Source organism: Paraburkholderia atlantica, from assembly GCF_000092885.1.
Lineage (GTDB): Bacteria > Pseudomonadota > Gammaproteobacteria > Burkholderiales > Burkholderiaceae > Paraburkholderia > Paraburkholderia atlantica.
This window is the reverse complement of the sequence record NC_014117.1, coordinates 2,657,177-2,682,244: the sequence shown is the minus strand read 5'-3', so window position 1 is coordinate 2,682,244 and position 25,068 is coordinate 2,657,177. Positions and strand designations below refer to the sequence as shown.

General features: G+C 63.7%; 22 protein-coding genes. 11 read left to right on the top strand and 11 right to left on the bottom strand.

Annotated elements, in window-relative coordinates; genetic code table 11:
• Window positions 1-67: 67 nt before the first annotated feature.
• Window positions 68-1,324, top strand: coding sequence for an NADP-dependent isocitrate dehydrogenase (gene icd, locus BC1002_RS12040; protein ID WP_013090306.1), 1,257 nt, complete (start codon window positions 68-70; stop codon window positions 1,322-1,324).
• A 183-nt stretch (window positions 1,325-1,507) separates the two neighbouring features.
• Here icd and BC1002_RS12035 read toward each other — a convergent pair whose 3' ends face one another.
• The gene (locus BC1002_RS12035; protein WP_007180614.1) at window positions 1,508-1,714 is read right to left on the bottom strand and encodes a cold-shock protein; all 207 of its coding nucleotides are present in this window, start codon (window positions 1,712-1,714) and stop codon (window positions 1,508-1,510) included.
• A gap of 555 nt (window positions 1,715-2,269) precedes the next feature.
• Between BC1002_RS12035 and clpS the strand changes: the two genes are divergently transcribed.
• Together clpS and clpA are read left to right on the top strand one after the other, a co-directional pair.
• Window positions 2,270-2,584, top strand: coding sequence for an ATP-dependent Clp protease adapter ClpS (gene clpS, locus BC1002_RS12030; protein ID WP_008919570.1), 315 nt, complete (start codon window positions 2,270-2,272; stop codon window positions 2,582-2,584).
• Window positions 2,581-4,878 (top strand): ATP-dependent Clp protease ATP-binding subunit ClpA, encoded by a 2,298-nt coding sequence (gene clpA / locus BC1002_RS12025; RefSeq protein ID WP_013090305.1) that lies wholly within the window; start codon window positions 2,581-2,583, stop codon window positions 4,876-4,878. The genes clpS and clpA overlap by 4 nt, the downstream gene beginning before the upstream one ends.
• A gap of 148 nt (window positions 4,879-5,026) precedes the next feature.
• Here the strand turns inward: clpA and dut are convergent, their stop codons facing one another.
• The 6 genes from dut to BC1002_RS11995 form a co-directional block, all read right to left on the bottom strand.
• Complete coding sequence (gene dut, locus BC1002_RS12020) at window positions 5,027-5,473, bottom strand: dUTP diphosphatase (protein ID WP_013090304.1); 447 nt, start codon at window positions 5,471-5,473, stop codon at window positions 5,027-5,029.
• Window positions 5,474-5,540: 67 nt separating this feature from the next.
• Entirely contained in the window at window positions 5,541-6,557 is a 1,017-nt protein-coding gene (locus BC1002_RS12015) for an LLM class flavin-dependent oxidoreductase (protein WP_013090303.1), read from the bottom strand.
• An 81-nt stretch (window positions 6,558-6,638) separates the two neighbouring features.
• A complete protein-coding gene (coaBC, locus tag BC1002_RS12010) occupies window positions 6,639-7,856 on the bottom strand; it encodes a bifunctional phosphopantothenoylcysteine decarboxylase/phosphopantothenate--cysteine ligase CoaBC (RefSeq protein WP_013090302.1) in 1,218 nt (405 codons plus the stop codon).
• Between the two features lie 127 nt (window positions 7,857-7,983).
• Entirely contained in the window at window positions 7,984-8,490 is a 507-nt protein-coding gene (lspA, locus tag BC1002_RS12005; protein WP_013090301.1) for a signal peptidase II, read from the bottom strand.
• Window positions 8,490-11,327: an isoleucine--tRNA ligase gene (gene ileS / locus BC1002_RS12000; RefSeq protein ID WP_013090300.1), complete on the bottom strand. Its 2,838-nt coding sequence runs from the start codon at window positions 11,325-11,327 to the stop codon at window positions 8,490-8,492. Before ileS ends, lspA begins: the two co-directional genes overlap by 1 nt.
• Window positions 11,328-11,493: 166 nt before the next feature.
• Window positions 11,494-12,489 (bottom strand): bifunctional riboflavin kinase/FAD synthetase, encoded by a 996-nt coding sequence (locus tag BC1002_RS11995; protein ID WP_041734688.1) that lies wholly within the window; start codon window positions 12,487-12,489, stop codon window positions 11,494-11,496.
• Window positions 12,490-12,618: 129 nt separating this feature from the next.
• Here BC1002_RS11995 and purN point away from each other — a divergent pair, with 129 nt between their 5' ends.
• The 6 genes from purN (at window position 12,619) to nadC (ending at window position 19,579) form a co-directional block, all read left to right on the top strand.
• Complete coding sequence (gene purN, locus BC1002_RS11990) at window positions 12,619-13,272, top strand: phosphoribosylglycinamide formyltransferase (RefSeq protein WP_013090298.1); 654 nt, start codon at window positions 12,619-12,621, stop codon at window positions 13,270-13,272.
• On the top strand, window positions 13,269-14,528 hold the full coding sequence (locus BC1002_RS11985; protein WP_013090297.1) for an RsmB/NOP family class I SAM-dependent RNA methyltransferase: 1,260 nt from the start codon (window positions 13,269-13,271) through the stop codon (window positions 14,526-14,528). The genes purN and BC1002_RS11985 overlap by 4 nt, the downstream gene beginning before the upstream one ends.
• Before the next feature lie 72 nt (window positions 14,529-14,600).
• A complete protein-coding gene (locus tag BC1002_RS11980; protein WP_238537893.1) occupies window positions 14,601-15,989 on the top strand; it encodes a mechanosensitive ion channel family protein in 1,389 nt (462 codons plus the stop codon).
• 200 nt (window positions 15,990-16,189) lie between these two features.
• On the top strand, window positions 16,190-17,386 hold the full coding sequence (locus BC1002_RS11975) for a DesA family fatty acid desaturase (protein WP_013090295.1): 1,197 nt from the start codon (window positions 16,190-16,192) through the stop codon (window positions 17,384-17,386).
• Window positions 17,387-17,516: 130 nt separating this feature from the next.
• Window positions 17,517-18,656, top strand: a complete 1,140-nt coding sequence (nadA, locus tag BC1002_RS11970; RefSeq protein ID WP_193373040.1) for a quinolinate synthase NadA — start codon at window positions 17,517-17,519, stop codon at window positions 18,654-18,656.
• Window positions 18,656-19,579, top strand: a complete 924-nt coding sequence (gene nadC / locus BC1002_RS11965) for a carboxylating nicotinate-nucleotide diphosphorylase (RefSeq protein ID WP_013090293.1) — start codon at window positions 18,656-18,658, stop codon at window positions 19,577-19,579. The genes nadA and nadC overlap by 1 nt, the downstream gene beginning before the upstream one ends.
• A gap of 123 nt (window positions 19,580-19,702) precedes the next feature.
• Here nadC and nadB read toward each other — a convergent pair whose 3' ends face one another.
• From nadB to radC, 4 genes are all read right to left on the bottom strand, one after another.
• Window positions 19,703-21,301: an L-aspartate oxidase gene (nadB, locus tag BC1002_RS11960; RefSeq protein WP_013090292.1), complete on the bottom strand. Its 1,599-nt coding sequence runs from the start codon at window positions 21,299-21,301 to the stop codon at window positions 19,703-19,705.
• Window positions 21,302-21,527: 226 nt separating this feature from the next.
• Window positions 21,528-21,695, bottom strand: a complete 168-nt coding sequence (rpmG, locus tag BC1002_RS11955) for a 50S ribosomal protein L33 (RefSeq protein ID WP_008919555.1) — start codon at window positions 21,693-21,695, stop codon at window positions 21,528-21,530.
• 10 nt (window positions 21,696-21,705) lie between these two features.
• The gene (gene rpmB, locus BC1002_RS11950) at window positions 21,706-21,939 is read right to left on the bottom strand and encodes a 50S ribosomal protein L28 (RefSeq protein ID WP_006050117.1); all 234 of its coding nucleotides are present in this window, start codon (window positions 21,937-21,939) and stop codon (window positions 21,706-21,708) included.
• Between the two features lie 210 nt (window positions 21,940-22,149).
• Window positions 22,150-23,061 (bottom strand): RadC family protein, encoded by a 912-nt coding sequence (radC, locus tag BC1002_RS11945; RefSeq protein ID WP_013090291.1) that lies wholly within the window; start codon window positions 23,059-23,061, stop codon window positions 22,150-22,152.
• A 212-nt stretch (window positions 23,062-23,273) separates the two neighbouring features.
• Between radC and BC1002_RS11940 the strand changes: the two genes are divergently transcribed.
• Together BC1002_RS11940 and ispH are read left to right on the top strand one after the other, a co-directional pair.
• A complete protein-coding gene (locus tag BC1002_RS11940; RefSeq protein WP_013090290.1) occupies window positions 23,274-23,729 on the top strand; it encodes an FKBP-type peptidyl-prolyl cis-trans isomerase in 456 nt (151 codons plus the stop codon).
• 2 nt (window positions 23,730-23,731) lie between these two features.
• The gene (gene ispH, locus BC1002_RS11935; protein WP_013090289.1) at window positions 23,732-24,691 is read left to right on the top strand and encodes a 4-hydroxy-3-methylbut-2-enyl diphosphate reductase; all 960 of its coding nucleotides are present in this window, start codon (window positions 23,732-23,734) and stop codon (window positions 24,689-24,691) included.
• Window positions 24,692-25,068 lie beyond the last annotated feature (377 nt).

Below are 25,068 nucleotides of genomic sequence, written 5' to 3'. Positions count from 1 at the left end.
TGCGTGGCGAGGGCATCTCTTGGCAGTCTCCCATCAGCTTTTGCACGGCTTTCAATGGAGTCCGATCATGCCGTATCAGCACATCAAGGTTCCGACAGGTGGCGATAAGATCACCGTCAACGCCGACTTCTCGCTCAACGTTTCAGACGAGCCGATCATCCCGTACATCGAAGGCGACGGCACCGGTCTGGACATCACGCCGGTCATGCTCAAGGTCGTGGATGCGGCGGTTGAAAAGGCGTACGGCGGCAAAAAGAAAATCCACTGGATGGAAATCTACGCGGGCGAGAAGGCGACCCGGGTGTACGGCCCGGACGTATGGCTGCCGGACGAAACGCTGCAGGCGGTCAAGGAATACATCGTATCTATCAAGGGGCCGCTCACCACGCCGGTCGGCGGCGGCATCCGCTCGCTGAACGTCGCGTTGCGTCAGGAACTGGACCTCTATGTGTGCCTGCGCCCGGTGCAGTATTTCAAGGGCGTGCCGTCGCCGGTGCGCGAGCCCGAGAAGACCAACATGGTGATCTTCCGCGAGAACTCGGAAGACATCTACGCGGGCATCGAATGGCCGGCCGAGTCCGAACAGGCGAAGAAGATCATCAGGTTTCTGCGCGAAGAAATGGGCGTGAAGAAGATCCGCTTTCCGGATTCGTCGGGCATCGGCATCAAGCCGGTGTCGCGCGAAGGGACCGAGCGTCTGGTGCGCAAGGCGATCCAGTATGCGATCGACAATGAACGCCGCTCGGTGACGCTGGTGCACAAGGGAAACATCATGAAGTACACCGAAGGCGCGTTTCGCGACTACGGCTACGCACTCGCGCAGAAAGAGTTCAACGCGGAACTGATCGACGGCGGTCCGTGGATGAAAGTCAGGAATCCGAAGACCGGCGGCGACGTCGTCGTGAAGGACGTGATCGCCGACGCGTTCCTGCAGCAGATCCTGCTGCGCCCGGCCGAATACGACGTGATCGCCACGCTGAACCTGAACGGCGACTACATCTCGGACGCGCTCGCCGCGCAGGTCGGCGGTATCGGCATCGCGCCGGGCGCGAATATGTCGGATTCGGTTGCGATGTTCGAGGCGACTCACGGCACGGCGCCGAAATACGCGGGCAAGGACTACGTGAATCCCGGCTCGGAAATCCTGTCAGCGGAAATGATGCTGCGCCACTTAGGGTGGTTCGAGGCGGCGGATCTGATAATCAGTTCGATGGAAAAATCGATCCTGCAAAAGCGCGTGACTTACGATTTTGCCCGCCTGATGGAAGGTGCGACCCAGGTGTCGTGCTCCGCATTTGGGCAAGTGATGATCGAAAATATGTAATTGATGCGCCGGGATTATCCGGTTTGCATAAAAAACCCCGGCGCCAGCGAGCGGCCGGGGTATTTTTTTACCCGGAATTTTCGCGCGATTTTCCGGCGGGAAAATCCGCCGCAACAGAAAGCCGCCGCAAAAAAGAAACCCGGCGCGGAGCCGGGTTTCAAAAAGGACGGGTATCGAAACGCTTCAGGCTGGTGCCTGAATGTTCGATGCCTGTTTACCTTTCGGGCCTTGCACGACTTCGAAGGTGACCTTCTGGCCTTCCTTCAGCGTCTTGAAGCCATTCATCTGGATGGCCGAGAAGTGTGCAAACAGATCCTCACCGCCCTCGTCAGGCGTGATAAATCCGAAACCCTTTGCGTCGTTAAACCATTTGACCGTACCAGTTGCCATTCCAACTTCCCCTGTAACTCATGTCACTACCACGAGCCCTCGAAAAGCTACGACTACGCGAGGCAGTCGTTCCCTCCTCACAAGCTCACCATCGGCATTTTTTCGAAATTATGGCTTAGTGAAAAAAGTGCCAGCTTGATTGTTGGGGCTCTTTATTCGAGTGTCAAGAAAATTTTGAGACGTCGTTGTCGCGTTGCAAACAGGCCGCTTTCCAGGGTTTTTACCGCTTCCGTATGTGCGGTGGCGCAAGCGGCGTGGCTTGAAAAGTCGCATAATCGACTCACATGCTGACTGTGCCCGCGGCGCCGACGCCCAGCGCGGCGAGCGCTGGCAGCCAGTACCGGCAGGTTGTGCGATACTCGATCCGACCGCGGTGCAGCACGCACCGTGCATGACAGGATGGGGGCCGGCACCGCAATCGGCCCGTCGAAAACGCGACAGACCGGCCGATCATGACAGCGTCGTGACCGCCGGGCGGCAGCGAACGGGCTCATCGGCCAGGCGGCCGGGTTTTGACAGGATTGCGGGCCTGTCCTAGTTGTTTAGAATGGGTGTATGGCGATTATCCCGGACAAGCAGGACGGCACCGTACTGGAGCGGCAGGAGCAGAAACTCAAGCCGCCATCCATGTACAAGGTGGTGCTGCTGAATGACGACTTCACGCCGATGGAATTTGTCGTGATGATCGTGCAGGAATATTTCAATAAGGATCGTGAAACCGCAACGCAGGTCATGTTGAAGGTGCATCGCGAGGGCAGGGGAGTTTGTGGGGTCTATACGCGGGACATCGCGTCGACCAAAGTCGAGCAAGTCGTTACCCACGCACGGCAGGCCGGGCATCCGCTGCAGTGTGTGATGGAGGAAGCATGATTGCCCAGGAACTGGAAGTCAGCCTGCATATGGCGTTCATGGAAGCGCGCCAGGCAAGGCACGAGTTCATAACGGTCGAACATCTTTTGCTCGCGCTGTTGGATAACCCGACGGCGGCAGAGGTACTGCGCGCATGCGCGGCCAATATCGAGGATCTGCGCCAGAACCTGCGCAACTTCATTCATGACAACACGCCGACCGTGCCGGGCACGGACGACGTCGACACGCAGCCCACGCTCGGTTTCCAGCGTGTGATCCAGCGCGCGATCATGCATGTGCAGTCCACCTCGAACGGCAAGAAGGAAGTGACCGGCGCGAACGTGCTGGTCGCGATCTTCGGCGAGAAGGATTCGCATGCGGTGTACTACCTGCAGCAGCAGGGCGTCACGCGTCTGGACGTGGTCAATTTCATCTCGCACGGTATCGCCAAGACCAGCAGCTCCGACGCCGCGAAAGCAAGCGACGCGAATGCCGAGTCCGACGAAGCCGCCGCGCAGAAGGAAACGCCGCTCGCCCAGTTCACGCAGAACCTGAACCAGATGGCGAAGGACGGCCGTATCGATCCGCTGATCGGGCGCGAGTCGGAAGTCGAGCGCGTGGTGCAGGTGCTCTGCCGCCGGCGCAAGAACAATCCGCTGCTGGTCGGTGAGGCCGGCGTCGGCAAGACCGCGATCGCCGAAGGGCTCGCATGGCGCATTACGCGCGGCGAGGTGCCGGACATCCTGGCGGATGCCCAGGTGTATTCGCTCGACATGGGCGCGTTGCTCGCTGGCACCAAGTATCGCGGCGACTTCGAGCAGCGTCTGAAGACGGTGCTGAAGGAATTGAAGGAGCGTCCGCACGCCATTCTGTTCATCGACGAAATCCATACCCTGATCGGCGCGGGCGCCGCGTCGGGCGGCACGCTGGATGCGTCGAACCTGCTGAAGCCGGCGCTCTCGTCGGGCACGCTGAAGTGCATCGGCGCGACCACCTTCACCGAATATCGCGGCATCTTCGAAAAGGACGCGGCGCTGTCGCGTCGTTTCCAGAAGGTCGACGTGACCGAGCCGACCGTCGAGCAGACGGTGGCGATCCTGCGCGGACTGAAGTCGCGTTTCGAAGAGCACCACGGCGTCAAGTATTCGTCGGGTGCGCTGTCGGCGGCGGCTGAGCTGTCGGCCCGCTTCATCACCGATCGCCATTTGCCGGACAAGGCGATCGACGTGATCGACGAAGCGGGCGCGGCGCAACGCATTCTGCCGAAGTCGAAGCAGAAGAAGACCATCGGCAAGAACGAGATCGAGGAAATCATCTCGAAGATCGCGCGCGTGCCGGCGCAGAGCGTGTCGCAGGACGATCGCAGCAAGCTGCAGACGCTCGACCGCGACCTGAAGAGCGTCGTGTTCGGGCAAGACCCGGCGATCGACGCACTGTCGGCCGCGATCAAGATGGCGCGCGCGGGCCTCGGCAAGCTCGACAAGCCGATCGGCGCGTTCCTGTTCTCGGGTCCCACCGGTGTCGGCAAGACCGAGGTCGCGAAGCAGCTCGCGTTCACCCTCGGCATCGAGCTGATCCGCTTCGACATGTCGGAATACATGGAGCGTCACGCGGTGAGCCGGCTGATCGGCGCGCCGCCGGGCTACGTTGGTTTCGACCAGGGTGGCCTGCTGACCGAGGCGATCACGAAAAAGCCGCATTGCGTGCTGCTACTCGACGAAATCGAGAAGGCGCATCCGGATATCTTCAATGTGCTGCTACAGGTGATGGACCACGGCACGCTGACGGACAACAACGGCCGCAAGGCGGACTTCCGCAACGTCATCATCATCATGACGACGAACGCGGGCGCCGAGGCGATGGGCAAGTCGGTGATCGGCTTCACGAACCGCCGCGAGGCGGGCGACGAGATGGTCGACATCAAGCGCATGTTCACGCCGGAGTTCCGCAACCGTCTGGACGCGACGATCAGCTTCCGTGCGCTCGATGAGGAAATCATCATGCGCGTGGTCGACAAGTTCCTGATGCAACTGGAAGATCAGCTGCACGAGAAGAAGGTTGATGCGCTGTTCACCGACGCGCTGCGCAAGCATCTGGCGAAGCACGGTTTCGATCCGCTGATGGGCGCGCGGCCAATGCAACGCCTGATCCAGGACACGATCCGTCGCGCGCTCGCCGACGAGCTGCTGTTCGGCAAGCTGATGAACGGCGGCCGCGTAACGGTCGACGTCGATGCCGACGACAAGGTGCAGTTGACCTTCGACGAGCATCCGGCGCCGCGTAATCCGAATCCGGAGGCGGTGGAAGTCGAGTGATGTCAGTCAGGCCGGCGTGAAGTCCAGCTGGCCAGACACATAAAAACAGAACGGCGCGGGTTTTATCCCGCGCCGTTTTTTTATGCTCTGATTTTCTGCTCGCGGCGGCGTACGCTGAACGCCGCAGCCGCCGCGTCGCAGCAATCGATCAATGCTTGCCGGTGCTGCCAAACCCGCCCGCGCCGCGCACGCTTTCCTCGAAGTCCTCGACGATGTTGAACCTGGCCTGCACGACCGGCACGATCACCAGTTGCGCGAGGCGTTCCATCGGATTCAGCACGAACGTCGTTTCGCCGCGATTCCACGTCGAAATCATCAGTTGGCCCTGGTAGTCGGAATCGATCAGGCCGACCAGATTGCCGAGCACGATCCCATGCTTATGGCCGAGACCCGAGCGCGGCAGAATCAGCGCCGCATAGCCGGGGTCGCCGACGTGGATCGCGAGTCCGGTCGGTACCAGCGCGGTTTCGCCGGGCTTCAGCGTCAGCGGTTCGTCGAGGCAAGCGCGCAGATCGAGGCCGGCGCTACCGGTCGTCGCGTAAGCGGGGAGCTGTTCGCGCATGCGCTGATCGAGAATCTTCAGGTCGAGTTTCATTCAGGTTCGATAGTGGGGGTGGGTGTGGTGAAGGGGCACGCGGCGGACTCTGGCAAAACCTCTGCGATCAAGCCGCCTGATTCGAGCCGAGCTGGAACGCCTCGGCGAGCAGTTCGTAGGAGCGCAGCCGGGCGCGATAGCTGCCCGCGACGGTCAATACCATCAGCTCGTCGGCCTGGAACTGCTGCTGCAAATCCGTGAGCCGCTCGGTCACGCGCTCAGGCGTGCCGATGATGCTGCGCGGCTTTTCGCGGTCGATCACGAGCTGTTCGCGCTCGCCATATTCCTGCGCGATGCCTTGCTCGATTGACGGAATCGGTTCGTTCAGGCCGTACGCCATCTGCACGCGACGCAGATCGACGGCTTTTTCGAGGTCCGCGGCTTCCTGCTCGGTGTCCGCGCAGATCACGAAGACGGCAGCAGCCAGATACGGCTGCGACGCTTCGTTGCCAGGCTGGAAGCGCTCGCGATACGCCAGCGCGACCTGTTTGCCGAAATGCGCGTTGATGAAATGCGCGAACGAGAAGCGGATGCCGAGCTGCGCCGCGAGCAGACCGCCGAATTCGCTCGAGCCGAGCATCCACAGTTGCGGGCGCGTCTCGATCTGCGGCTGCAGCAGCACACCCTGCGCGAGATGATCGTCTGGCAGCGCGCCGTGCATCAGGCCGATCAGCTCGGCGACTTGCTGCGGAAAAAGCTCGCCGCGATTGTATGCGCCGGCGGCGACCGCCTGCGCGGTGCGCATGTCGCCGCCCGGCGCGCGTCCGACGCCGAGATCGACGCGGTTCGGAAACAGCGCCTCGAGCATCATGAACTGCTCGGCGACTTTGAACGGGCTGTAGTACGGCAGCATGATGCCGCCCGAGCCGATGCGAATGCGTTTGGTCACGCTGCCGAGGCGCGCCAGCATCACCTCAGGGCACGGATTCGACACGCCGCGCAGGCCGTGGTGCTCGGCGCACCAGTAGCGCGTGTAGCCGAGGTCGTCGGCGAGTTGCGCGAGTTCGACGGTCGCGGCGATCGCGTCCGCCACCGAATGGCCGGCGATCACCGGTGTTTGATCGAGCACGGAGAGTAGCGTCATGGCAGTGGTGCTCCAGATGATTCCGGTCGGCTAGCCGGGCTAAGGCGGCAGGGTCACACTGGCCCACCGCCGCTCGCTCGTTCAGCCAACCGGACTGATGCCGGGCGGCACACGCTTTGCGATTTCCGCGATCAACGCGCGCGCCAGCGTCTGCTTGTCGGCGCGTGGCAGCTTCGTCGCGCGGCCTGCTTCGAACAGAACCACTTCATTGTCGTCGAGCCCGAACGTTTGCGGCCCCAGATTGCCGATCAACAGCGGCACGTTTTTGCGCGCGCGCTTTTCCTCGCCGTGGACCTCGAGATTGTCGCTTTCGGCGGCGAAGCCGACCGCGAACGGCGGCTTCGGCAGCCGGGCGACCGCGGCGAGGATGTCCGGATTCTCGACGAATGAAAAGCTCGGCAGCGTGCGCTCGGCGGTCTTCTTGATCTTCTGATCGCTGACGTGGTCGACGCGCCAGTCGGCCACCGCCGCGACGCCGATGAAGATGTCCGCCTCCACGACCGCGCGCATCACCGCGTCGTGCATCTGCTGCGCGGTCTGCACGTCCTCGCGCAATACGCCCCACGGCGTTTCCAGCGCGACCGGACCAGCCACCAGATGCACGTCGGCGCCGGCCTGCTGCGCGGCGCGCGCGAGCGCGAAGCCCATCTTGCCGCTCGAACGATTGGTGATACCGCGCACCGGGTCGAGGGGTTCGAAGGTCGGCCCGGCGGTCAACAGCACGCGCCGGCCGGACAGGATTTTCGGCGCGAAGAACGACGCGATCGCTTCATAGGTCGCCGCCGCTTCGAGCATGCGGCCATCGCCGATCTCGCCGCAGGCCTGCGGGCCCGAATCGGGGCCGAGCACTTCGACGCCGTCCGCGCGCAATTGCGCGACGTTGCGTTGCGTTGCCGGGTTCTGCCACATCTGCCGGTTCATCGCCGGCACGACGAGCAGCGGGCAGTCGCGTGCGATGCACAGCGTCGACAGAAGATCGTCGGCAATGCCGTGCACGAGCTTGGCGAGGAAGTCGGTCGACGCCGGCGCGATCACGATCGCATCGGCTTCGCGCGACAGATCGATGTGCGCCATGTTGTTCGGCACGCGTGCGTCCCACTGGCTCGTGTAGACCGGCCGGCCCGACAGCGCCTGCATCGTGATTGGGGTGATGAACTGCGTGGCCGCTTCGGTCATGACGACCTGCACGGTCGCGCCTGCCTTGGTCAGCAGACGCGTGAGTTCGGCGATCTTGTAGCAGGCGATGCCGCCCGTCATGCCGAGGACGAGGTGTTTGCCTGCGAGTTCAGCGGTTGCCAACGAAAGCCTCCGACAAAGCGTGATCGCGAGGCGGCGCGGGGGCGTAGCCCGTCGCCGTCGCCGCGCGTTTCAAACAGGACGTGAGGCGCGGCTCTCGCAATCGCGGCCGTGCCTTACGTCGGCGACGTTAGCGTGTGCCGCGCACCCGCCGCAGCTCGTCGATCACGAGCAGGATCGCACCGATCGTAATCGCGCTGTCGGCGAGATTGAACGCCGGCCAGTGCCAGCCGCCCACGTGGAAGTCGAGGAAGTCGATCACGTGGCCGTACGCGAGCCGGTCGATCACATTGCCGAGCGCGCCGCCGAGAATCAGCGCGAGCGCCGTGCAGAACATTTTCTGCCCGCTATGCCGCTTGAGCAGGTAGCAGATCACGAGCGCCGCGACGACGCCGAGCGCGGTGAACGCCCAGCGCTGCCAGCCGCCCGCCATCGCGAGGAAGCTGAACGCGGCGCCGCGGTTGAACACGAGAATCAGGTTGAAGAACGGCGTGACCTCATGCGGCACACCATAGGCGAACACCTTGCGCACGGCGATTTTCGTCAGCTGGTCGAACAGGATGACGATCAGCGCGATGCCGAGCCAGGGTGCGAGCGAACCGCTTGCGGTGGACGTTTTCGACATGGTTCTCGCCATTATGCCGCGCTCCTCGTTTCGCCACCGCCGAACAGGTTGCTAAAGCAGCGGCCACACAGCGACGGATGCTCGGCGTTCGCGCCGACGTCTGCGCGATAGTGCCAGCAGCGTTCGCACTTCAGGTACTTCGAGGCGATCACTTCGACACCTTCGTCCGCTTCGCTGTCGACCTTGACGACGTTCGCCGCCGACGTGATCAGCACGAATTTCAGGTCGTCGCCGAGGCTCGCGAGCGCGTCGTAACGCGCGCCGCTCGCGCGGATTTCGACTTCCGCCTGCAGCGACGAGCCGATCAGGTTCGCGACCCGTGCCTCTTCGAGCGCCTTGGTCACGTCGCCGCGCACTGAGCGCAGCAGCGTCCACTTGTCGAGCAGCGCACCCGCATCCGGCACGGCGGGGTACGCGTGGTAAGTCTCGGTGAAGATCGTTTCGCTGTTCGGCTGGAACACCTTCCACGCTTCTTCCGCGGTGAACGACAGGAACGGCGCCATCACGCGCAGCAGGCCGTGGGCGATGTGGTAGAGCGCCGTCTGCGCCGAACGGCGCGCGACCGAATCCGCCGCGGTCGTGTACAGGCGGTCCTTCAGCACGTCGAGGTAGAAGCCGCCAAGATCTTCCGAGCAGAACGTCTGCAGCTTGGCGACGACCGGGTGGAACTCGTACTTCTCGTAGTGCGCGAGGATGTCGTTCTGCAGATTCGCCGACAGCGCCACCGCGTAACGGTCGATTTCGAGCCAGTCTTTGACCGGACGTGCGTGCTGCGCGAAGTCGAAGTCCGACAGGTTCGCGAGCAGGAAGCGCAGCGTATTGCGGATACGGCGATAGCCTTCCGTCACGCGCTTCAGGATTTCCTCGGAAATAGCGAGCTCGCCCGAGTAGTCGGTCGACGCGATCCACAGGCGGATGATTTCCGCGCCGAGGCGGTTCGCCACTTCGTGCGGGTCGATGCCGTTGCCGAGCGACTTGCTCATCTTGCGGCCTTCGCCGTCGACGGTGAAGCCGTGCGTGAGCAGCGCGTTGTAGGGCGGGCGGCCGTCGAGCATCGACGCCGTCAGCAACGATGAATGGAACCAGCCGCGATGTTGGTCCGAGCCTTCGAGGTACAGGTCGGCCGGGAATTGCAGCTCGTCCTTGTGCGAGCCGCGCAGCACGTGCCAGTGCGTGGTGCCCGAGTCGAACCACACGTCGAGCGTGTCGCGGTTCTTTTCGTACAGGTTGGCGTCGTCGCCGATCAGCTCGCGAGGATCGAGCGTTTGCCATGCCTCGATGCCTTCCTTCTCGACGCGCTGCGCGACCTGTTCGAGCAACTCCAGCGTGCGCGGATGCAGCTCGCCGGTTTCCTTGTGTACGAAGAACGCCATCGGCACGCCCCACTGGCGCTGGCGCGACAGCGTCCAGTCCGGCCGGTTCGCGATCATGCTGAAGAGGCGCTGCTTGCCCCACGACGGATAGAACGCCGTGTTCTCGATGCCTTCGAGCGCGGTCTCGCGCAGCGTCTTGTCGCCGTCGTTCGGCTTCACGTCCATGCCGGCGAACCACTGCGAAGTGGCGCGGTAGATGATCGGCGTCTTGTGGCGCCAGCAGTGCATGTAGCTGTGCGTGTACTTTTCGGTGCGCAGCAGCGCGCCGGCGCCTTGCAGCGCCTCGACGATCTGCGGATTCGCCGCCCAGATCGACAGACCGCCGAACAGCGCGAGCGATTCGATGTAGCGGCCATCGCCCATCACCGGGTTGATGATGTCGGAGTCGGCCATGCCGTGCGATTTGCACGACACGAAGTCTTCCACGCCGTACGCCGGCGACGAGTGCACGATGCCGGTGCCGGTTTCGGTCGTCACGTAGTCGCCGAGGTAGACCGGCGCGGTACGCTTGTAGCCCGGATGCGCGGACGCGAGCGGGTGGTTGAAGCGCAGGTTCACGAGCTTTTCGCCCGGCGTCGTCGCGACGACCGTGCCTTCGAGGCCGTACAGCTTCAGGCATGCCTCGACGCGTTCCTCGGCGAGGATCAGCAGGCCGCGCGGCGTGTCGACGAGCGCGTAGACGATTTCCGGATGCAGGTTCAGCGCCTGGTTGGCGGGGATGGTCCACGGCGTGGTGGTCCAGATCACGATGCCGCCTTCGTTGTGCGGCAGCGCGGCGAGGCCGAACGCCTGCGCGGTCTTCTCAGGTTCGGCGAAGCTGAATAGCACGTCGATGGTCGGATCGGTCTTGTCCTTGTACTCGACTTCCGCTTCAGCGAGCGCCGAGCCGCAGTCGAAACACCAGTTGACCGGCTTCAGGCCGCGGAACACGTAGCCCTTTTCCATGATTTTCGCGAGCGCGCGGATTTCGCCGGCTTCGTTCGCGAAGTTCATCGTCTTGTACGGATTGTCCCAGTCGCCGAGTACGCCCAGACGGCGGAAGCCGGCCTTCTGCTTCTCGATCTGCTCGGTCGCGTAGGCGCGCGCCTTCTGCATCACTTCGGCCGCCGGGAGCGACTTGCCGAACTGCTTTTCGATCTGGATTTCGATCGGCATGCCGTGGCAGTCCCAACCCGGCACGTAGACCGCGTCGAAGCCCGCCAGATTGCGCGCCTTGACGATCATGTCCTTCAGGATCTTGTTCACCGCGTGGCCGAGGTGGATGTCGCCGTTCGCATACGGCGGGCCGTCGTGCAGGATGAATTTCGTGCGGCCCTTGGAGGCGGCGCGGATCTTGTCGTACACCTTGCGCTCCTGCCAGTCCTTGACCCATTGCGGCTCACGCTTGGGCAGGTCGCCGCGCATCGGAAACGGCGTGTCGAGCAGGTTGACCGGGTAGCGGGACTGCGGTTTCGAATCGGCTTTCTTGTTGCTCATGATGTGGGTGGCGGTGAATTCGTTTCTATGCGTAGCGGCGCGCGGATTGCGCGCTGCGCGAGGAGCGGGGCGCGCCCGGCAGGCGGCTCCGCGTGAAGCCCGGACGCCCTTCGATGCACGCGGCGACGGTTCGTGCGGCGCGGCGCGCCGGCCCGAACCGCGGCGGTTATCTAATTCGGTCGGTGGCCGAGGTGGCGAAACCGGTGGAACGGCTGCCCGACGTGCCGGCGCCGACCGCGGCGAACCAGGCGCGCGCATTGGCGACGTCGCGCGCGATCGCGGCGGTCAGTGTTTCGAGGTCGACGAACTTCTCCTCGTCGCGCAGCTTCTTCAGAAATTCGACGCGCACGAGTTTGCCATACGCGTCGCCATGCCAGTCGAGCAGGTGCACTTCGAGCAGCACGCGGCCGGAATCGTCGACGGTGGGGCGCAGGCCGAGGCTCGCGACGCCCGGCAGCGGGTGCTCGTCGATGCCGTGCACCTGTACGACGAAGATGCCGGCCAGAGCCGGACGCTTGTGCGCGATCGGCAGATTGAGCGTCGGAAAGCCGAGATCGCGGCCGAGCTTCATGCCATGGGTGACGTGGCCGCTGATCAGATAGTCGCGGCCGAGCGCGGCGCGCGCCGAGTCGAGGTCGCCCGCGACCAGCGCCGCGCGCACGCCCGAGCTCGAGATGCGCGCGCCCGACGGATCGGCGACGGTCGCCATCTGTTCGACTTCGAAGCCGTAATGCTTGCCGGCCTCGCGCAGCGATGCGAAATCGCCGGCCCGCTTCGCGCCGTAGCGGAAGTCGTCGCCGATCATGACCCAGCGCGCGTGCAGTCCGTTGACGATGATCCGCTCGACGAACGCATCGGGCGACTGGCTCGCGAACGTGTGATTGAAGTGCTCGACGACGACCCGGTCGACGCCGTTGGTGCGCAGCGCCTCGAGCTTGTCGCGCAGCATCGCGATGCGCGGCGGCGCGCCGGCCGGGTTGAAGAACTCGCGCGGGTGCGGCTCGAAGGTCATCACGCAGACGGGCAGGCCGCGCGCGTTGGCGGCCGCGCGCACGTGCGCGAGCAGAGCCTGGTGGCCGCGGTGGACACCGTCGAAGTTGCCGATGGTCAGCGCGCACGGCGCGCGGCTCTCGGCATTGGGAAGACCGCGGAAGACTCTCACGATAGCGGGTTGCTGCGATTGCAATAGGGACGCGGGCAGGATGCCGCAAAACAATCGATTATAAACGCTTGGCGCAACAGACGGCTGCGCGGTCGCGGTCGGGCGATTGCCGAATGATAAAATCCGCGCATGAAAAAACTCGTCATCCTGATTTCCGGGCGGGGTAGCAACATGGAAGCCATCGTGCGCGCTTGCGCGAGCGAAGGCTGGCCGGCGCGGGTCGCCGCCGTGATTGCCAACCGTCCCGATGCCGCGGGGCTCGCATTCGCGGCGTCGCACGGCATCGCCACGGCGGTGGTCGACCACCGCCAGTTTCCGGATCGCGACAGCTTCGACGCGGCGCTCGCCGAGCAGATCGACGCCATCGCGCCGGATCTCGTCGTGCTCGCGGGCTTCATGCGGGTGCTGACCGAGCGCTTCGTCGACCATTACGCCGGGCGCATGCTGAACGTGCATCCATCGCTGCTGCCGAGCTTTCCAGGCCTGAAGACTCACCAGCAGGCGCTCGACGCCGGCGTGCGGTTCCACGGCGCGTCGGTGCATTTTGTCACATCAAAGCTGGATCACGGGCCGATCGTCTTGCAGTCGGCCGTGCCTGTCGAGGCGGGCGATACCGCACAGACGCTCGCCGCACGCGTGCTCGCCACCGAACACATCATTTATCCACGCGCGGTGCGCTGGTTCGTCGAAGGGCGTCTCGCTCTGGACGGCTCGCGCGTCACGCTTACGCCGTCGGAGCCGCAATGGCTCTTTGCCGGTCACACCGCCGGAGAGGGCGCATGAGATTGCATGGTTTCCTGATTGGACAAACTGAAACGCTGCTGGCCGAAGTGCTGCGGCTGAACGGCCCCGCCGACGCCACCACGAGCCGCTTCTTCCGCGCGCATCCGAAGCTCGGCCACGCCGAGCGCGGTGTGATCGCGGAGGCCGTGTTCGCGGTGCTGCGCCGCCGGATGGAGTTCGCGCATCTGGCCGAAAGCGGCACCGGCAGTCCGGCGCGCCGCATGGCGCTGCTGGGCCTGATGCAGACGGTCGGACGTTCGGCGCTCAAGCCGTTCGTCAGCGAGGCCGAGGCGACGTGGCTCGAACACGTGTCGAAGATCGACCCGGAAAGCCTGCCGCTGCGGATTCGCCTGAATCTGCCCGACTGGATCTGCCAGGCTTTGAGCATGCGTTTCGAGGGTGCCGAACTCGCGCAGCTGGCCGCTGCGCTGAACTACCCGGCGCCGCTCGATCTGCGCGCGAACCCGATCAAGGCGAGCCGCGACGACGTGCTGGGTGCGCTGGCGAAGGCCGGCATCGAGGCGGGCGCGACGCCGTTCGCGCCGTTCGGCGTGCGCGTGGTCGGCAAGCCGGCATTGACGAAGCTCGACGCGTTCCAGCAGGGCTGGCTCGAAGTGCAGGACGAGGGCAGCCAGCTGCTCTGCTCGCTGGTCGCGCCGCGGCGCGGCGAGATGATCGTCGATTTTTGCGCCGGCGCGGGCGGCAAGACGCTGGCGCTCGGCGCGGCGATGCGCTCGACCGGCCGGCTCTACGCGTTCGACATCTCCGAGCGGCGTCTCGCCAAGCTGAAGCCGCGGCTCGCGAGGAGCGGCCTGTCGAACGTGAACCCTGTGTTGATCGACAGCGAACACGACGCGAAGATCAAGCGTCTGGCTGGCAAGATCGACCGCGTGCTCGTCGATGCGCCATGCAGCGGCCTCGGCACGCTGCGCCGCAATCCGGACCTGAAGTGGCGCCAGTCGCCGGAGTCGATCGCCGAGCTGGCGCCGAAGCAGGCGTCGATTCTCGCGAGCGCGGCGCGGCTCGTGAAGAAGGGCGGGCGGCTCGTCTATGCGACGTGCTCGATTCTCGAAGCGGAAAACGAGGCGGTCGTGCAGCAGTTCCTCGCCGAGCACAGTGATTTCGCGCTGGTGCCCGTGCGCGACGTGCTCGCCGAGCAGCGCATCGAGTTGGAGATGGGCGACTACCTGTCGCTGTGGCCGCACCGCCACGCGACCGACGGTTTCTTCGCCGCAGTGCTCGAGCGCCAGAGCTAGGCAAGCGGCTGCAGGCCGGCGCGCGCGGATCGGCTGAAGAATCCGCACGTGCCGGCGATTTCGGCGACATCCATGCACACGACTGTTCCTCACATGTTCAGCGACATCGCCCGCGACTTCGGTCAGCCCGTGATGCTGTGGCAGGTCGCGATCCTGCTCGGGACGCTGCTGGTCGCGTGGCTGTTCGCGCGGACGCTGCGCCGCCGGATCAAGCGGTCGCAATCGCCGCGCTACGAGAGCCTGCGCTTCGGCATGGAGAGTCTCGACCGGGCGGCTTTTCCGCTGATCGGCGCGGCGCTCGTGTGGCTCGCGCGGGCGATCGCCGGCCAGTTCATGGACACCGCGCTGCTCGATCTGGCGCTGGTGCCGCTCGTCGGGATCGGGCTGATCTACATCGTGTTCTTCTTCGCGCGGCGGGTGTTCAACCGCGAAGGGGGCGAGCATCCGTGGCTGTTTCTGGTCGAGAAAGTCGTGTCGGTGGTCGTTTGGGTCGGCATGGTGCTCACGCTGTTGGGCATTCAGAACGCCGTGATCGCATGGATGGACAGCGTGCGCTTTCGCATCGGCAATGCGCATATGACGCTGCTGTCGCTGATCACGGGGCTGTTGTGGGTCGCGGTCACGATGATCGTCGCGATGTGGCTCGGCTCGTCGTTCGAGGATCGCCTGATGCGCTCGAAGACGCTCGACGCGAATCTGAAGGTGGTGGTCGCGCGCGTCGGCCGCGCGACCTTCGTGCTCGCGGCGATCCTGATCAGCCTGTCGATCGTCGGCATCGACGTCACGGTGCTCGGCGTGTTCGGCGGCGCGCTCGGTGTCGGGCTCGGCTTCGGCATGCAGAAGATCGCGAGCAACTACGTGTCGGGCTTCATCATCCTGCTCGATCGCTCGTTGCGGATCGGCGACGCGATCAACGTGGGCGGCCTGCAGGGCCGCGTCACGCAGATCCGCACGCGCTATACCGTCGTGCGCGGACTCGACGGTATCGAAACGCTGATTCCGAACGAGAAGCTGATCACCGACGTCGTACAGAACCAGTCGTCGTTTCTGACTCGTGGCCACGCGAGGGTGCCGGTGCAGATCGCCTACACATCCGACGTCGAACAGGCGATGACGCTGCTCGCGCTGGCCGCCGCCGACGTGCCGCGGGTGTTGAGCGAACCGGCGCCGACGCCATTTCTGGTCGGTTTCGGCCCGGACGGCGTCAATCTCGAGTTGGGATTCTGGATCGAAGACGCGGCAAGCGGCACACGTGGCGTGCTCTCGGCGGTCAACCGTAACATCTGGCGTCTTTTTTCCGAGCACGGCATCAGGATTCCGCTTGCGCAACGCGAGGTGCGCATCGTCGGCCAGGCAAGCGGCGCAATGCCGCACCCGGCAGCCATGACCGACCCAGCGCCCGACGCCGCGACCGATTCAGCGCTCAGGCCCGCCGACGGGGCTACCAACGACGGTCGCTAGGCCCAGCTTTTGGCCGTCGCAAGTGATACGCCAGTGCCCAGCCAATCGCTATCAGCTTGATAGCGCACAAAAAATCCCTATTTGTTACAAACACTTGGAACGCTTCCAGTAGAATATCGTCCTATCCCGCTGTATGCTTTCACTTTCATGACACACGCGCCGCGTGTGCTTCGTATCCCTCGTTCTGCAGGTAACTTACCTTGTTGAATTCTTTGCTCGATTTTCTTGCCCACGGACTGCTGCATTTCTCGTGGTGGCAACTCGTCGTGTACACGCTGATCGTGACGCACATCACGATTATCGGCGTGACCGTCTATCTGCATCGCTGCCAGGCGCATCGCGCGCTGGATCTGCACCCGGTCGCCAGCCATTTCTTCCGTTTCTGGCTGTGGATGACCACCGGCATGTTGACCGGCCAGTGGGCCGCGATTCACCGTAAGCATCACGCGAAGTGCGAAACCGAAGAGGATCCGCACAGCCCGCAGACGCGCGGCATCTGGAAGGTGTTGCTCGAAGGCGCCGAACTCTATCGCAGCGAAGCGAAAAACGAAGAAACGATGCGCAAGTTCAGTCACGGTACGCCGAATGACTGGATCGAGCGGAACGTCTACACGAAATACCCGATTCTTGGCGTGAGCCTGATGATGGTGATCAACGTCGCGCTGTTCGGCGTCGTCGGCCTGACTATCTGGGCCGTGCAGATGGTGTGGATTCCTTTCTGGGCCGCAGGCGTGGTCAACGGCCTCGCGCACTTCTGGGGCTATCGCAACTTCAATTCGTCGGATGCGAGCACCAACATCTTCCCGTGGGGCATCATCATCGGTGGCGAGGAACTGCATAACAATCACCACACCTACGCGACGTCGGCGAAGCTGTCGAACAAGTGGTACGAGTTCGACATCGGCTGGATGTACATCCGAATCATGCAGGCGTTTCGTCTGGCCAAGGTGAAGAAAATCGCGCCGACGCCGCGCCTGACCACCGGCAAGCTCGTGCTCGATCAGGACACGCTGCAGGCCGTGCTGGCAAACCGCTACGAAGTGATGGAGCGTTACGCGAAGGCGATCAAGCGCGCGTACCGTCAGGAGCTCGCGCATCTGAAGGAAGTCGGCGCTCGCGAGAAGTACCAGGTGATGCGCGGTGCGCGTAGCTGGTTCCACAAGGAAGAGGCGGGCCTCAATGAGCCGCAGAGGCTCCAACTGCCGCAGATTTTTGCGAGCAGCCAGAAGTTGAAGATCTACATCGACATGCGCAATGAACTGGCAGCGATGTGGGAGCGCTCCAACGCGTCGCGTGAGCAATTGCTGGCGCAATTGCAGGACTGGTGCCATCGCGCCGAGGAGAGCGGTATCAAGGCGCTGCAAGACTTCGCGATGCGACTGCGTCGCTATGCCTGAAATCCATTAAAATTTCAGGACGTCACAAAACCCCGCGTTGGCGGGGTTTTGCATTTTTGGGCCGTGGAAATGCATTGCGTGGGTAGCGCAAGTGGCAGGCCGCGGCGGCCAGGTGAGGGCAGAGAAGATGATGGAGCAGCAGGCGATCAGGACCGTCGAATTCGATCGGCCTCAGGCGCAGGGCACGACCTGTGGGATCGGGCAGGCGTGGGCCAAGGTGCCCGAGACGCCGTCGGCGGAGCAGAAGCGGGCGCTGAAGGCGCGCATTCGCGAGTTACTCAAGCGCGAGAAAGCGGTGCTAGTCGCGCATTATTATGTCGACGCTGAATTGCAGGAGCTCGCCGACGAAACCGGCGGTTGCGTGGCCGATTCGCTGGAAATGGCGCGCTTCGGGCGCGATCACCAAGCGCAGACGCTGGTGGTCGCAGGCGTGCGCTTCATGGGTGAGACCGCAAAAATTCTCAGCCCGGACAAGCGCATTCTGATGCCGGATCTGGACGCGACCTGTTCGCTCGACCTCGGCTGTCCGGTCGACGAGTTCTCGGCGTTCTGCGACGCACACCCAGACCGCACGGTGGTCGTGTACGCGAACACGAGCGCGGCCGTGAAGGCGCGCGCGGACTGGATGGTGACGTCGTCGATCGGGTTGGAGATCGTCGCCGATCTGCATGCGCGCGGCGAGAAAATCATCTGGGCGCCGGACCGTCATCTCGGTAGCTACATCCAGAGCAAGACCGGCGCGGACATGCTGATGTGGCAGGGCTCGTGCCTCGTGCACGACGAATTCAAGGGCATCGAGCTCGATCTGCTGCGCGCCGAGTATCCGCACGCGAAGGTGCTCGTACATCCGGAGTCGCCTGCCAACGTGGTCGCGCAGGCGGACGTGGTCGGCTCGACCACGCAGTTGATCGAGGCTGCGCAGAAGCTCGACGCGACGCACTTTATCGTCGCGACTGACCTCGGCATCCTGCACAAGATGCAACTCGCCGCGCCCGGCAAGACGCTGATTGCCGCGCCGACAGCCGGCAACAGCGCGACCTGCAAGAGCTGCGCGCATTGCCCGTGGATGGCGATGAACGGACTCGCGAACCTGGCCGATGTGCTCGAGCGCGGCCACAACGAGATCTTCGTCGATCGCGAGATTGGTGAGCGTGCGCGTCTGCCGATTGACCGCATGCTCGATTTCGCGGCGCGTCACAAGAAGCGTGTGCAGGCGAGCGGCGATCTCGCGCGCGACGCGCAACTGTATTCGAACGTGGGGGCAGCGTAATGACAGTGGTGCAGAAGGCGCCTGAGCAGGCAGTGGCGCGCGAAGGGGCCAACGCAACGTCGCAGCTTTTCGCGGAGATTCACGCGCAGTACGGCGCGGCGTTCGACGCGGCGCTCGCGCGCAACGTCGCCGATGCGCTCGCCGAAGATATCGGTAGCGGCGATCAGACCGGCCGCCTCGTGCCTGCCGATGACGTTCGCAACGCGCGCATCATCGTGCGCGAGGAAGCGGTGCTGTGCGGTGTACCTTGGTTCGACGCGGTAATGCGTGCGGTCGATCCGCGCATCGAAGTTCGATGGCGTTACGGCGAGGGCGACCGCATGAGCGCCGACACGACGGTCTGCGATCTGCGCGGGCCGGTACGCGCGCTGCTGACCGCCGAGCGTAACGCGATGAATTTCCTGCAGCTGCTGTCGGGCGTGGCAAGCGCGACCCGCCGCTATGTCGACGCGATTGCTCACACGCGCACGCGCGTTCTCGATACACGCAAGACGCTGCCGGGTTTGCGGCTCGCGCAGAAGTACGCGGTGCGCGTCGGCGGCGGTGCCAATCAGCGGCTCGCGCTGTACGACGGCATTCTGATCAAGGAAAACCACATTGCTGCGGCCGGCGGCGTGGGTGCGGCGATGGACGCGGCGCTCGCATTGAATGCGGGCGTGCCGATCCAGATCGAGGTCGAAACGCTCGAACAACTGGAAATCGCGCTCGCGCATCGCGCGCAGTCGATCCTGCTCGACAACTTCTCGTTTGACATGATGCGCGACGCCGTTCGCACCACGGCCGGGCGCGCGGTGCTCGAGGTGTCCGGCGGAGTCAATCTCGAGACCGTGCGGACGATCGCGGAGACGGGCGTGGACCGCGTGTCGATCGGCGCGCTGACCAAGGACGTGCGCGCGACCGACTACTCTATGCGGCTCGTTTGAGCGTCGCGCGTTTTAGCGCATCGGTCGACGTTCGTGAAGACTGAACAAGGCCATTGCCGGATTTGCCGGCAATGGCCTTGTCGTTTACGGCGCTGATTCAGCGCGTATTTCGTCGCGACGCCATCAGGCATTCGGCCTGCGGACATACTTCGGCGTGAGCACCGTCGGCAGCGCCTTGGGCAATGTGGCCGGCCAGTCGCGGCTGAAATGCAGGCCGCGGCTCTCGCGCCGCGAGCGCGCGCCGTCCACGATCAGCGACGCCACATCGACCAGATTGCGCAGCTCCAGTAGATCGCGGCTCACCTTGAAGTTCGCGTAGTACTCGTGGATCTCGTCGCGCAACAGCGCGAGCCGGTGCTTCGCGCGCTCGAGCCGCTTGTCGGTGCGCACGATGCCGACGTAGTTCCACATCAGCCGGCGCAGTTCGTCCCAGTTGTGCGCGACCACCACTTCCTCGTCCGGATCGGACACGCGGCTTTCGTCCCACGCCGGCAGCGGCGCGTGCACGGCGGCAGCGAAGCCTTCCGCTTCGATCGCCTCGGCGGCGGCGCGGCCAACTACGAGGCATTCGAGCAGCGAATTGCTGGCGAGCCGGTTCGCGCCGTGCAGGCCGGTGCAGGACGTTTCGCCGACCGCGTAAAGACCCGCGAGGTCAGTTCGCCCCGCCAGATCGGTGACGACGCCGCCGCACGTGTAATGCGCGGCCGGCACCACCGGAATCGGCTCTTTAGTGATGTCGATGCCGAACTCCAGGCAGCGGGCGAGGATCGTCGGGAAATGCTCGTGCAGGAACGCGGCCGGCTGGTGGCTGATGTCGAGGTACACGCAGTCGATGCCGCGTTTCTTGATCTCGAAGTCGATCGCCCGCGCGACGATGTCGCGCGGCGCAAGCTCCGCGCGCTCGTCATGGTTGGGCATGAAGCGCGTGCCGTCAGGCAGCTTCAGAATGCCGCCTTCGCCGCGCACTGCTTCAGAAATCAGGAACGACTTCGCGTACGGATGAAACAGGCACGTCGGGTGGAACTGGATGAATTCCATGTTCGACACGCGGCAGCCGGCGCGCCATGCCATCGCGATGCCGTCTCCAGTCGCGGTGTCGGGGTTGGTCGTGTACAGATAGACCTTGCCGGCGCCGCCGGTCGCGAGCACCGTATGCGGCGCTTCGATCGTAACGGTGCGGCCGCTTTGCAGATCGAGCGCGTACAGACCATGGCAGCGACGGCCGGGCAGGCCGAGGCGTTCGGACGTGATCAGGTCGATCGCGTGATGATCTTCGAACAGCGTGATGTTCGGATGATGGCGCACCTGCTCGCTGAGCGTAGCGACGACCGCATGGCCGGTCGCGTCGGCCGCGTGAATGATCCGGCGATGACTATGGCCGCCTTCGCGCGTCAAATGAAAGCCCAGTTCGGCGGCGTCGTCTTTCGTGAACGGCACGCCCTGTTCGATCAGCCATTCGATCGCGGCGCGCCCGTGCTCGACGATAAAGCGCGTTGCCGCCTCGTCGCATAGGCCGCCACCTGCGATCAGCGTGTCGCGCACGTGATTCTCGACGCTGTCTGCGGAATCGAGCACCGCGGCGATGCCGCCTTGCGCCCAGTCGCTCGCGCCCTCGGTCAGCGATCGCTTGGCGATCACAGCAACGCGCCGTGTCTGCGCGAGGTTGAGCGCGACGCTCAACCCAGCCAGACCGCTACCGACAATCGCCACATCGAATTCCATTGCCCACATCTCCGTCTTTCATATTGCGATGACGGCGCGCGAACCGCACGCCGCGAAAACGACAAAGGATACGCGCCGCGACGCACTAGCGAAAGCTGGCCGAACGGAATAGGGCGGTTTGCGCGCGCATTGCTGCGCTATCGCGAAGCCCGCCCAAAAACAAAAAAGCCTCGCACGGATGCGAGGCTTTTTATGTTTTTGCCTTCGTCAGGCTGGAGAGCCAAGATTACTTGATCTTGGTTTCCTTGTAGTCAACGTGCTTGCGGATGACCGGATCAAATTTCTTGATCAGCATCTTTTCCGGCATGTTGCGTTTGTTCTTCGTTGTCGTGTAGAAGTGACCCGTGCCTGCGGTCGATTCCAGCTTGATCTTATCGCGTGCGCCTTTCGCCATGATTTACTCCTTAGGCTTCACCGCGTGCGCGCAGGTCTGCGAGCACAGCGTCGATACCGTTCTTGTCGATCAGGCGCAGGCCGGCGTTCGAAATACGCAGACGCACCCAACGGTTTTCGCTTTCCACCCAGATACGGCGGCTTTGCAGGTTCGGCAGGAACCGGCGCTTGGTCTTGTTGTTCGCGTGGGAAACGTTGTTGCCGCTCATCGGCGCTTTCCCAGTTACTTGGCATACGCGTGCCATGAGAGCACTCCTAATACGCTAATTCTGAGTTCGAACGCCGTGAAAGTTTCCCGAAAAGAGCCGCGCTGAAGGTGTGCGATGTTGCGTCGAATTTGCATCGAGGCACTTCGCTACCACAGCCGCCTGACCTTTGCGGAACGCCTTGATGGCTTCGGAACAGGGGGTTGGAAATAGGCAAACCGGAATTCTAGCAGAAAAAAAGCCGCAAAATCAAACCTTATTTGCGACGCGAGACACGGCGCTGTGCGGTGGTCCTTCCGTTTCCCGCGCTCGAGCGGGCTTGCGCGCGAGCCCCGGCCAGCCGGCGCGGGCGAACGAGTATACGCTGTCCGCGCCGATCACCAGATGATCGATCAGCTGCACATCGACGAGTGCGAGCGCGTCGCGCAGTGTCTGCGTGAGGCGGCAGTCGCTGGCACTCGGCTCGACGGCGCCGGACGGATGATTGTGCGCGACGATCAGGCTGGCCGCGTTCGCGGCGAGCGCCCGCCGCACGATTTCGCGTGGATACACGGCCATGCGCGTGAGCGAGCCTCGCGCGCTTTCCTCGCAGCGGATCAGCCGATGCCGCGCGTCGAGAAACAGCGATACGAAGACTTCCTGCGGCTGTCCGCCGATCAGAAGGCGCAGATAACTTTCGACCGCTTCAGGCGAATTCATCAACTCGCGCTTGCGCATCTTGTCGACGAGGGAGCGACGCGCCATTTCCATAATCGCGAGCAATTGCGCTTTTTTCGCCGGGCCAATGCCGCGAATGCCGTCGAAGTCCGCATAAGTCGCGTCGAGCATCGCGCGCAGTGAGCCGAAGCGATCGAGCAGCGCCCGCGCGACGCTGAACACGTCGTGACCGGGCAGGCCGGAGCCGAGCACGAGCGCGATCATTTCGGTGTCCGACAGCACCTCGGGGCCCTGGTCAATCAGTCGCTCGCGCGGCATGTCGCGCCGGAGCCATTTGCCCCGGAATAGCTGCCGCCGGCTACGGACGGCGGAGTCGGTGGCTTCTGGAGGAGCCTTGGCCGACCGATCCGCGGCATCTTTCGCGCCGCCTTTGGCGCGTGCGCGCGCCTTCGGTCGCAGCGTTGCCGCAGGTGTTTCGTCGATTGTGCTGGCGAAATCAGCCATATATATAGAGTCCTCCGCGTATGGGTTGACGGCGCACACGCGGCGCAACGCGCCGGAGGGCCGTGCCGCCCTTGCGCGCGACGGACTCAAGCCGGCACCCGCTAGGTGGCTTACAATAGACGCTTTGCGCACGGCACCCCGACGGTTTGCCACACGCGTCGACTGCGCCCGCGGCGCACGCGTGCAGCGCGCTTCGACTGAGCGAGCATTGCATGAGCATCATCGATATTTCCGAGGTGAAACCCGGTTCACACGTCACGCTGCATTACCGGCTTTCCCTTGCCGATGGCGCCGAAGTGATCAACACGTTCAACGACAAGCCGGCCACGTTGCTGCTCGGTGCAGGCCAACTGGCGCCGCCGCTGGAAGATATTTTGCTAGGTTTGCAGGTGGGCCACCACTCGACCTTTCAGCTAGCGCCGGGTCAGGCGTTCGGCCCACGCAATCCGGATTTGATCCAGCGCGTGTCCCTCGCCACGCTGCGGGAGAACAGCATGATCGGCGAGGATTTTTCCCCGGGTGACCTGGTCGAATTCAACGCGCCGGGCGGCGGGCGCTACGCCGGCGTGCTGAAGGAAGTCGGCGAAACGTCGGCCCTGTTCGATTTCAATCACCCGCTTGCCGGCCAGGCGCTGGCGTTTGAAGTGAAAATCATCGGGATTTTGTAAACATGAGCATCACGGATACGACTCTTGCCGAAGCGGAGATCCTGCTGGCCCAGCCACGCGGTTTCTGCGCCGGCGTCGACCGGGCGATCGAGATCGTCGAGCGGGCCATCAAGCTGTATGGCTCGCCGATCTACGTGCGTCACGAAATCGTCCATAACGCCTATGTGGTCGAAGACCTGCGCAAGAAGGGAGCGATCTTCATCGAGAACCTGGAGGAAGTGCCGGCGGGCAACACGGTGATCTTCAGCGCGCACGGCGTGTCGAAGGCCGTGCGTTCGGAGGCGGAGTCGCGCGGGCTGCGGGTCTACGACGCCACCTGTCCGCTCGTGACCAAGGTGCATATCGAAGTCGCGAAGATGCGCCAGGACGGTTTCGACATCGTGATGATCGGCCACAAGGGCCACCCGGAAGTCGAAGGTACGATGGGCCAGGCGGCCGAGGGCATGCATCTGGTCGAGGACATCGAGGATGTGCAGGCGCTGCAGCTCGCCGATCCCGAGCGGATCGCGTTCGTCACCCAAACCACGCTGTCGGTCGACGACGCCGCCGAAATCATCGGCGCGCTGAAGGCCAAGTATCCGTCCATCCGTGAGCCGAAGAAGCAGGACATCTGCTACGCCACGCAGAATCGCCAGGACGCCGTGAAGTTCATGGCGCCGCAGTGCGACCTGGTGATCGTCGTCGGCAGCCCGAATAGCTCGAATTCGAACCGCTTGCGCGAGCTTGCCGAGAAGCTCGGCGTGCCGGCCTACATGGTCGATTCGCCTGATCAGATCGATCCGGTCTGGGTCGAGGGCAAGCGCCGCATCGGCGTCACCGCCGGTGCGTCCGCGCCGGAGGTGCTGGCGCAGGCAGTGATCGCGCGTCTGCGTGAACTGGGCGTGCGCAACGTGCGCGCGCTCCAAGGCATCGAGGAAAACATCGCGTTTCCGCTGCCGCGCGGGCTCGGTCTGCCAGCCTGACAATCAGTTTGCATCGCTGAAAGGAAAGCGCGCCCGAGGGCGCGTTTTTTTATGGCGACGCTCTGCGGAGTCACTGAGGAAATTAGGTGCCGGATCGAGCGAATTCGCACGTTTCAGTGCTCTCGCGCACAAATTATTTCGGATTGTGATCGGGTCTTTTATTGATTTTCGAGCGATGCGCCCCCGTTTTAAGCTAAGCAAGGGGCTTAAGACGAATTAATCATGCACTGAATTGGTGCTCTTGACGGCGCGAGCTAAAAGGACATATCTGACGCAAGCCCCGGCCTATCCGGGCTTCAAGCCGACGGGCCGCAACACTTGATGCCATCGGGTTCGGCGGCGGTGCAACTGATGCACGAAAATGGATCGCAACCGGG

Coding starts and splice junctions, on each gene's coding strand:
- BC1002_RS12015 (WP_013090303.1), bottom strand. CDS start 6,557: ATGACGCTACTCTCCGTGCTCGATCAAACACCGGTGATCGCCGGCCAT.
- icd (WP_013090306.1), top strand. CDS start 68: ATGCCGTATCAGCACATCAAGGTTCCGACAGGTGGCGATAAGATCACC.
- clpS (WP_008919570.1), top strand. CDS start 2,270: ATGGCGATTATCCCGGACAAGCAGGACGGCACCGTACTGGAGCGGCAG.
- purN (WP_013090298.1), top strand. CDS start 12,619: ATGAAAAAACTCGTCATCCTGATTTCCGGGCGGGGTAGCAACATGGAA.
- lspA (WP_013090301.1), bottom strand. CDS start 8,490: ATGGCGAGAACCATGTCGAAAACGTCCACCGCAAGCGGTTCGCTCGCA.
- ileS (WP_013090300.1), bottom strand. CDS start 11,327: ATGAGCAACAAGAAAGCCGATTCGAAACCGCAGTCCCGCTACCCGGTC.
- nadB (WP_013090292.1), bottom strand. CDS start 21,301: ATGGAATTCGATGTGGCGATTGTCGGTAGCGGTCTGGCTGGGTTGAGC.
- nadC (WP_013090293.1), top strand. CDS start 18,656: ATGACAGTGGTGCAGAAGGCGCCTGAGCAGGCAGTGGCGCGCGAAGGG.
- clpA (WP_013090305.1), top strand. CDS start 2,581: ATGATTGCCCAGGAACTGGAAGTCAGCCTGCATATGGCGTTCATGGAA.
- BC1002_RS11940 (WP_013090290.1), top strand. CDS start 23,274: ATGAGCATCATCGATATTTCCGAGGTGAAACCCGGTTCACACGTCACG.
- radC (WP_013090291.1), bottom strand. CDS start 23,061: ATGGCTGATTTCGCCAGCACAATCGACGAAACACCTGCGGCAACGCTG.
- rpmB (WP_006050117.1), bottom strand. CDS start 21,939: ATGGCACGCGTATGCCAAGTAACTGGGAAAGCGCCGATGAGCGGCAAC.
- dut (WP_013090304.1), bottom strand. CDS start 5,473: ATGAAACTCGACCTGAAGATTCTCGATCAGCGCATGCGCGAACAGCTC.
- BC1002_RS11985 (WP_013090297.1), top strand. CDS start 13,269: ATGAGATTGCATGGTTTCCTGATTGGACAAACTGAAACGCTGCTGGCC.
- nadA (WP_193373040.1), top strand. CDS start 17,517: ATGGAGCAGCAGGCGATCAGGACCGTCGAATTCGATCGGCCTCAGGCG.
- rpmG (WP_008919555.1), bottom strand. CDS start 21,695: ATGGCGAAAGGCGCACGCGATAAGATCAAGCTGGAATCGACCGCAGGC.
- ispH (WP_013090289.1), top strand. CDS start 23,732: ATGAGCATCACGGATACGACTCTTGCCGAAGCGGAGATCCTGCTGGCC.
- BC1002_RS11980 (WP_238537893.1), top strand. CDS start 14,601: ATGCACACGACTGTTCCTCACATGTTCAGCGACATCGCCCGCGACTTC.
- BC1002_RS12035 (WP_007180614.1), bottom strand. CDS start 1,714: ATGGCAACTGGTACGGTCAAATGGTTTAACGACGCAAAGGGTTTCGGA.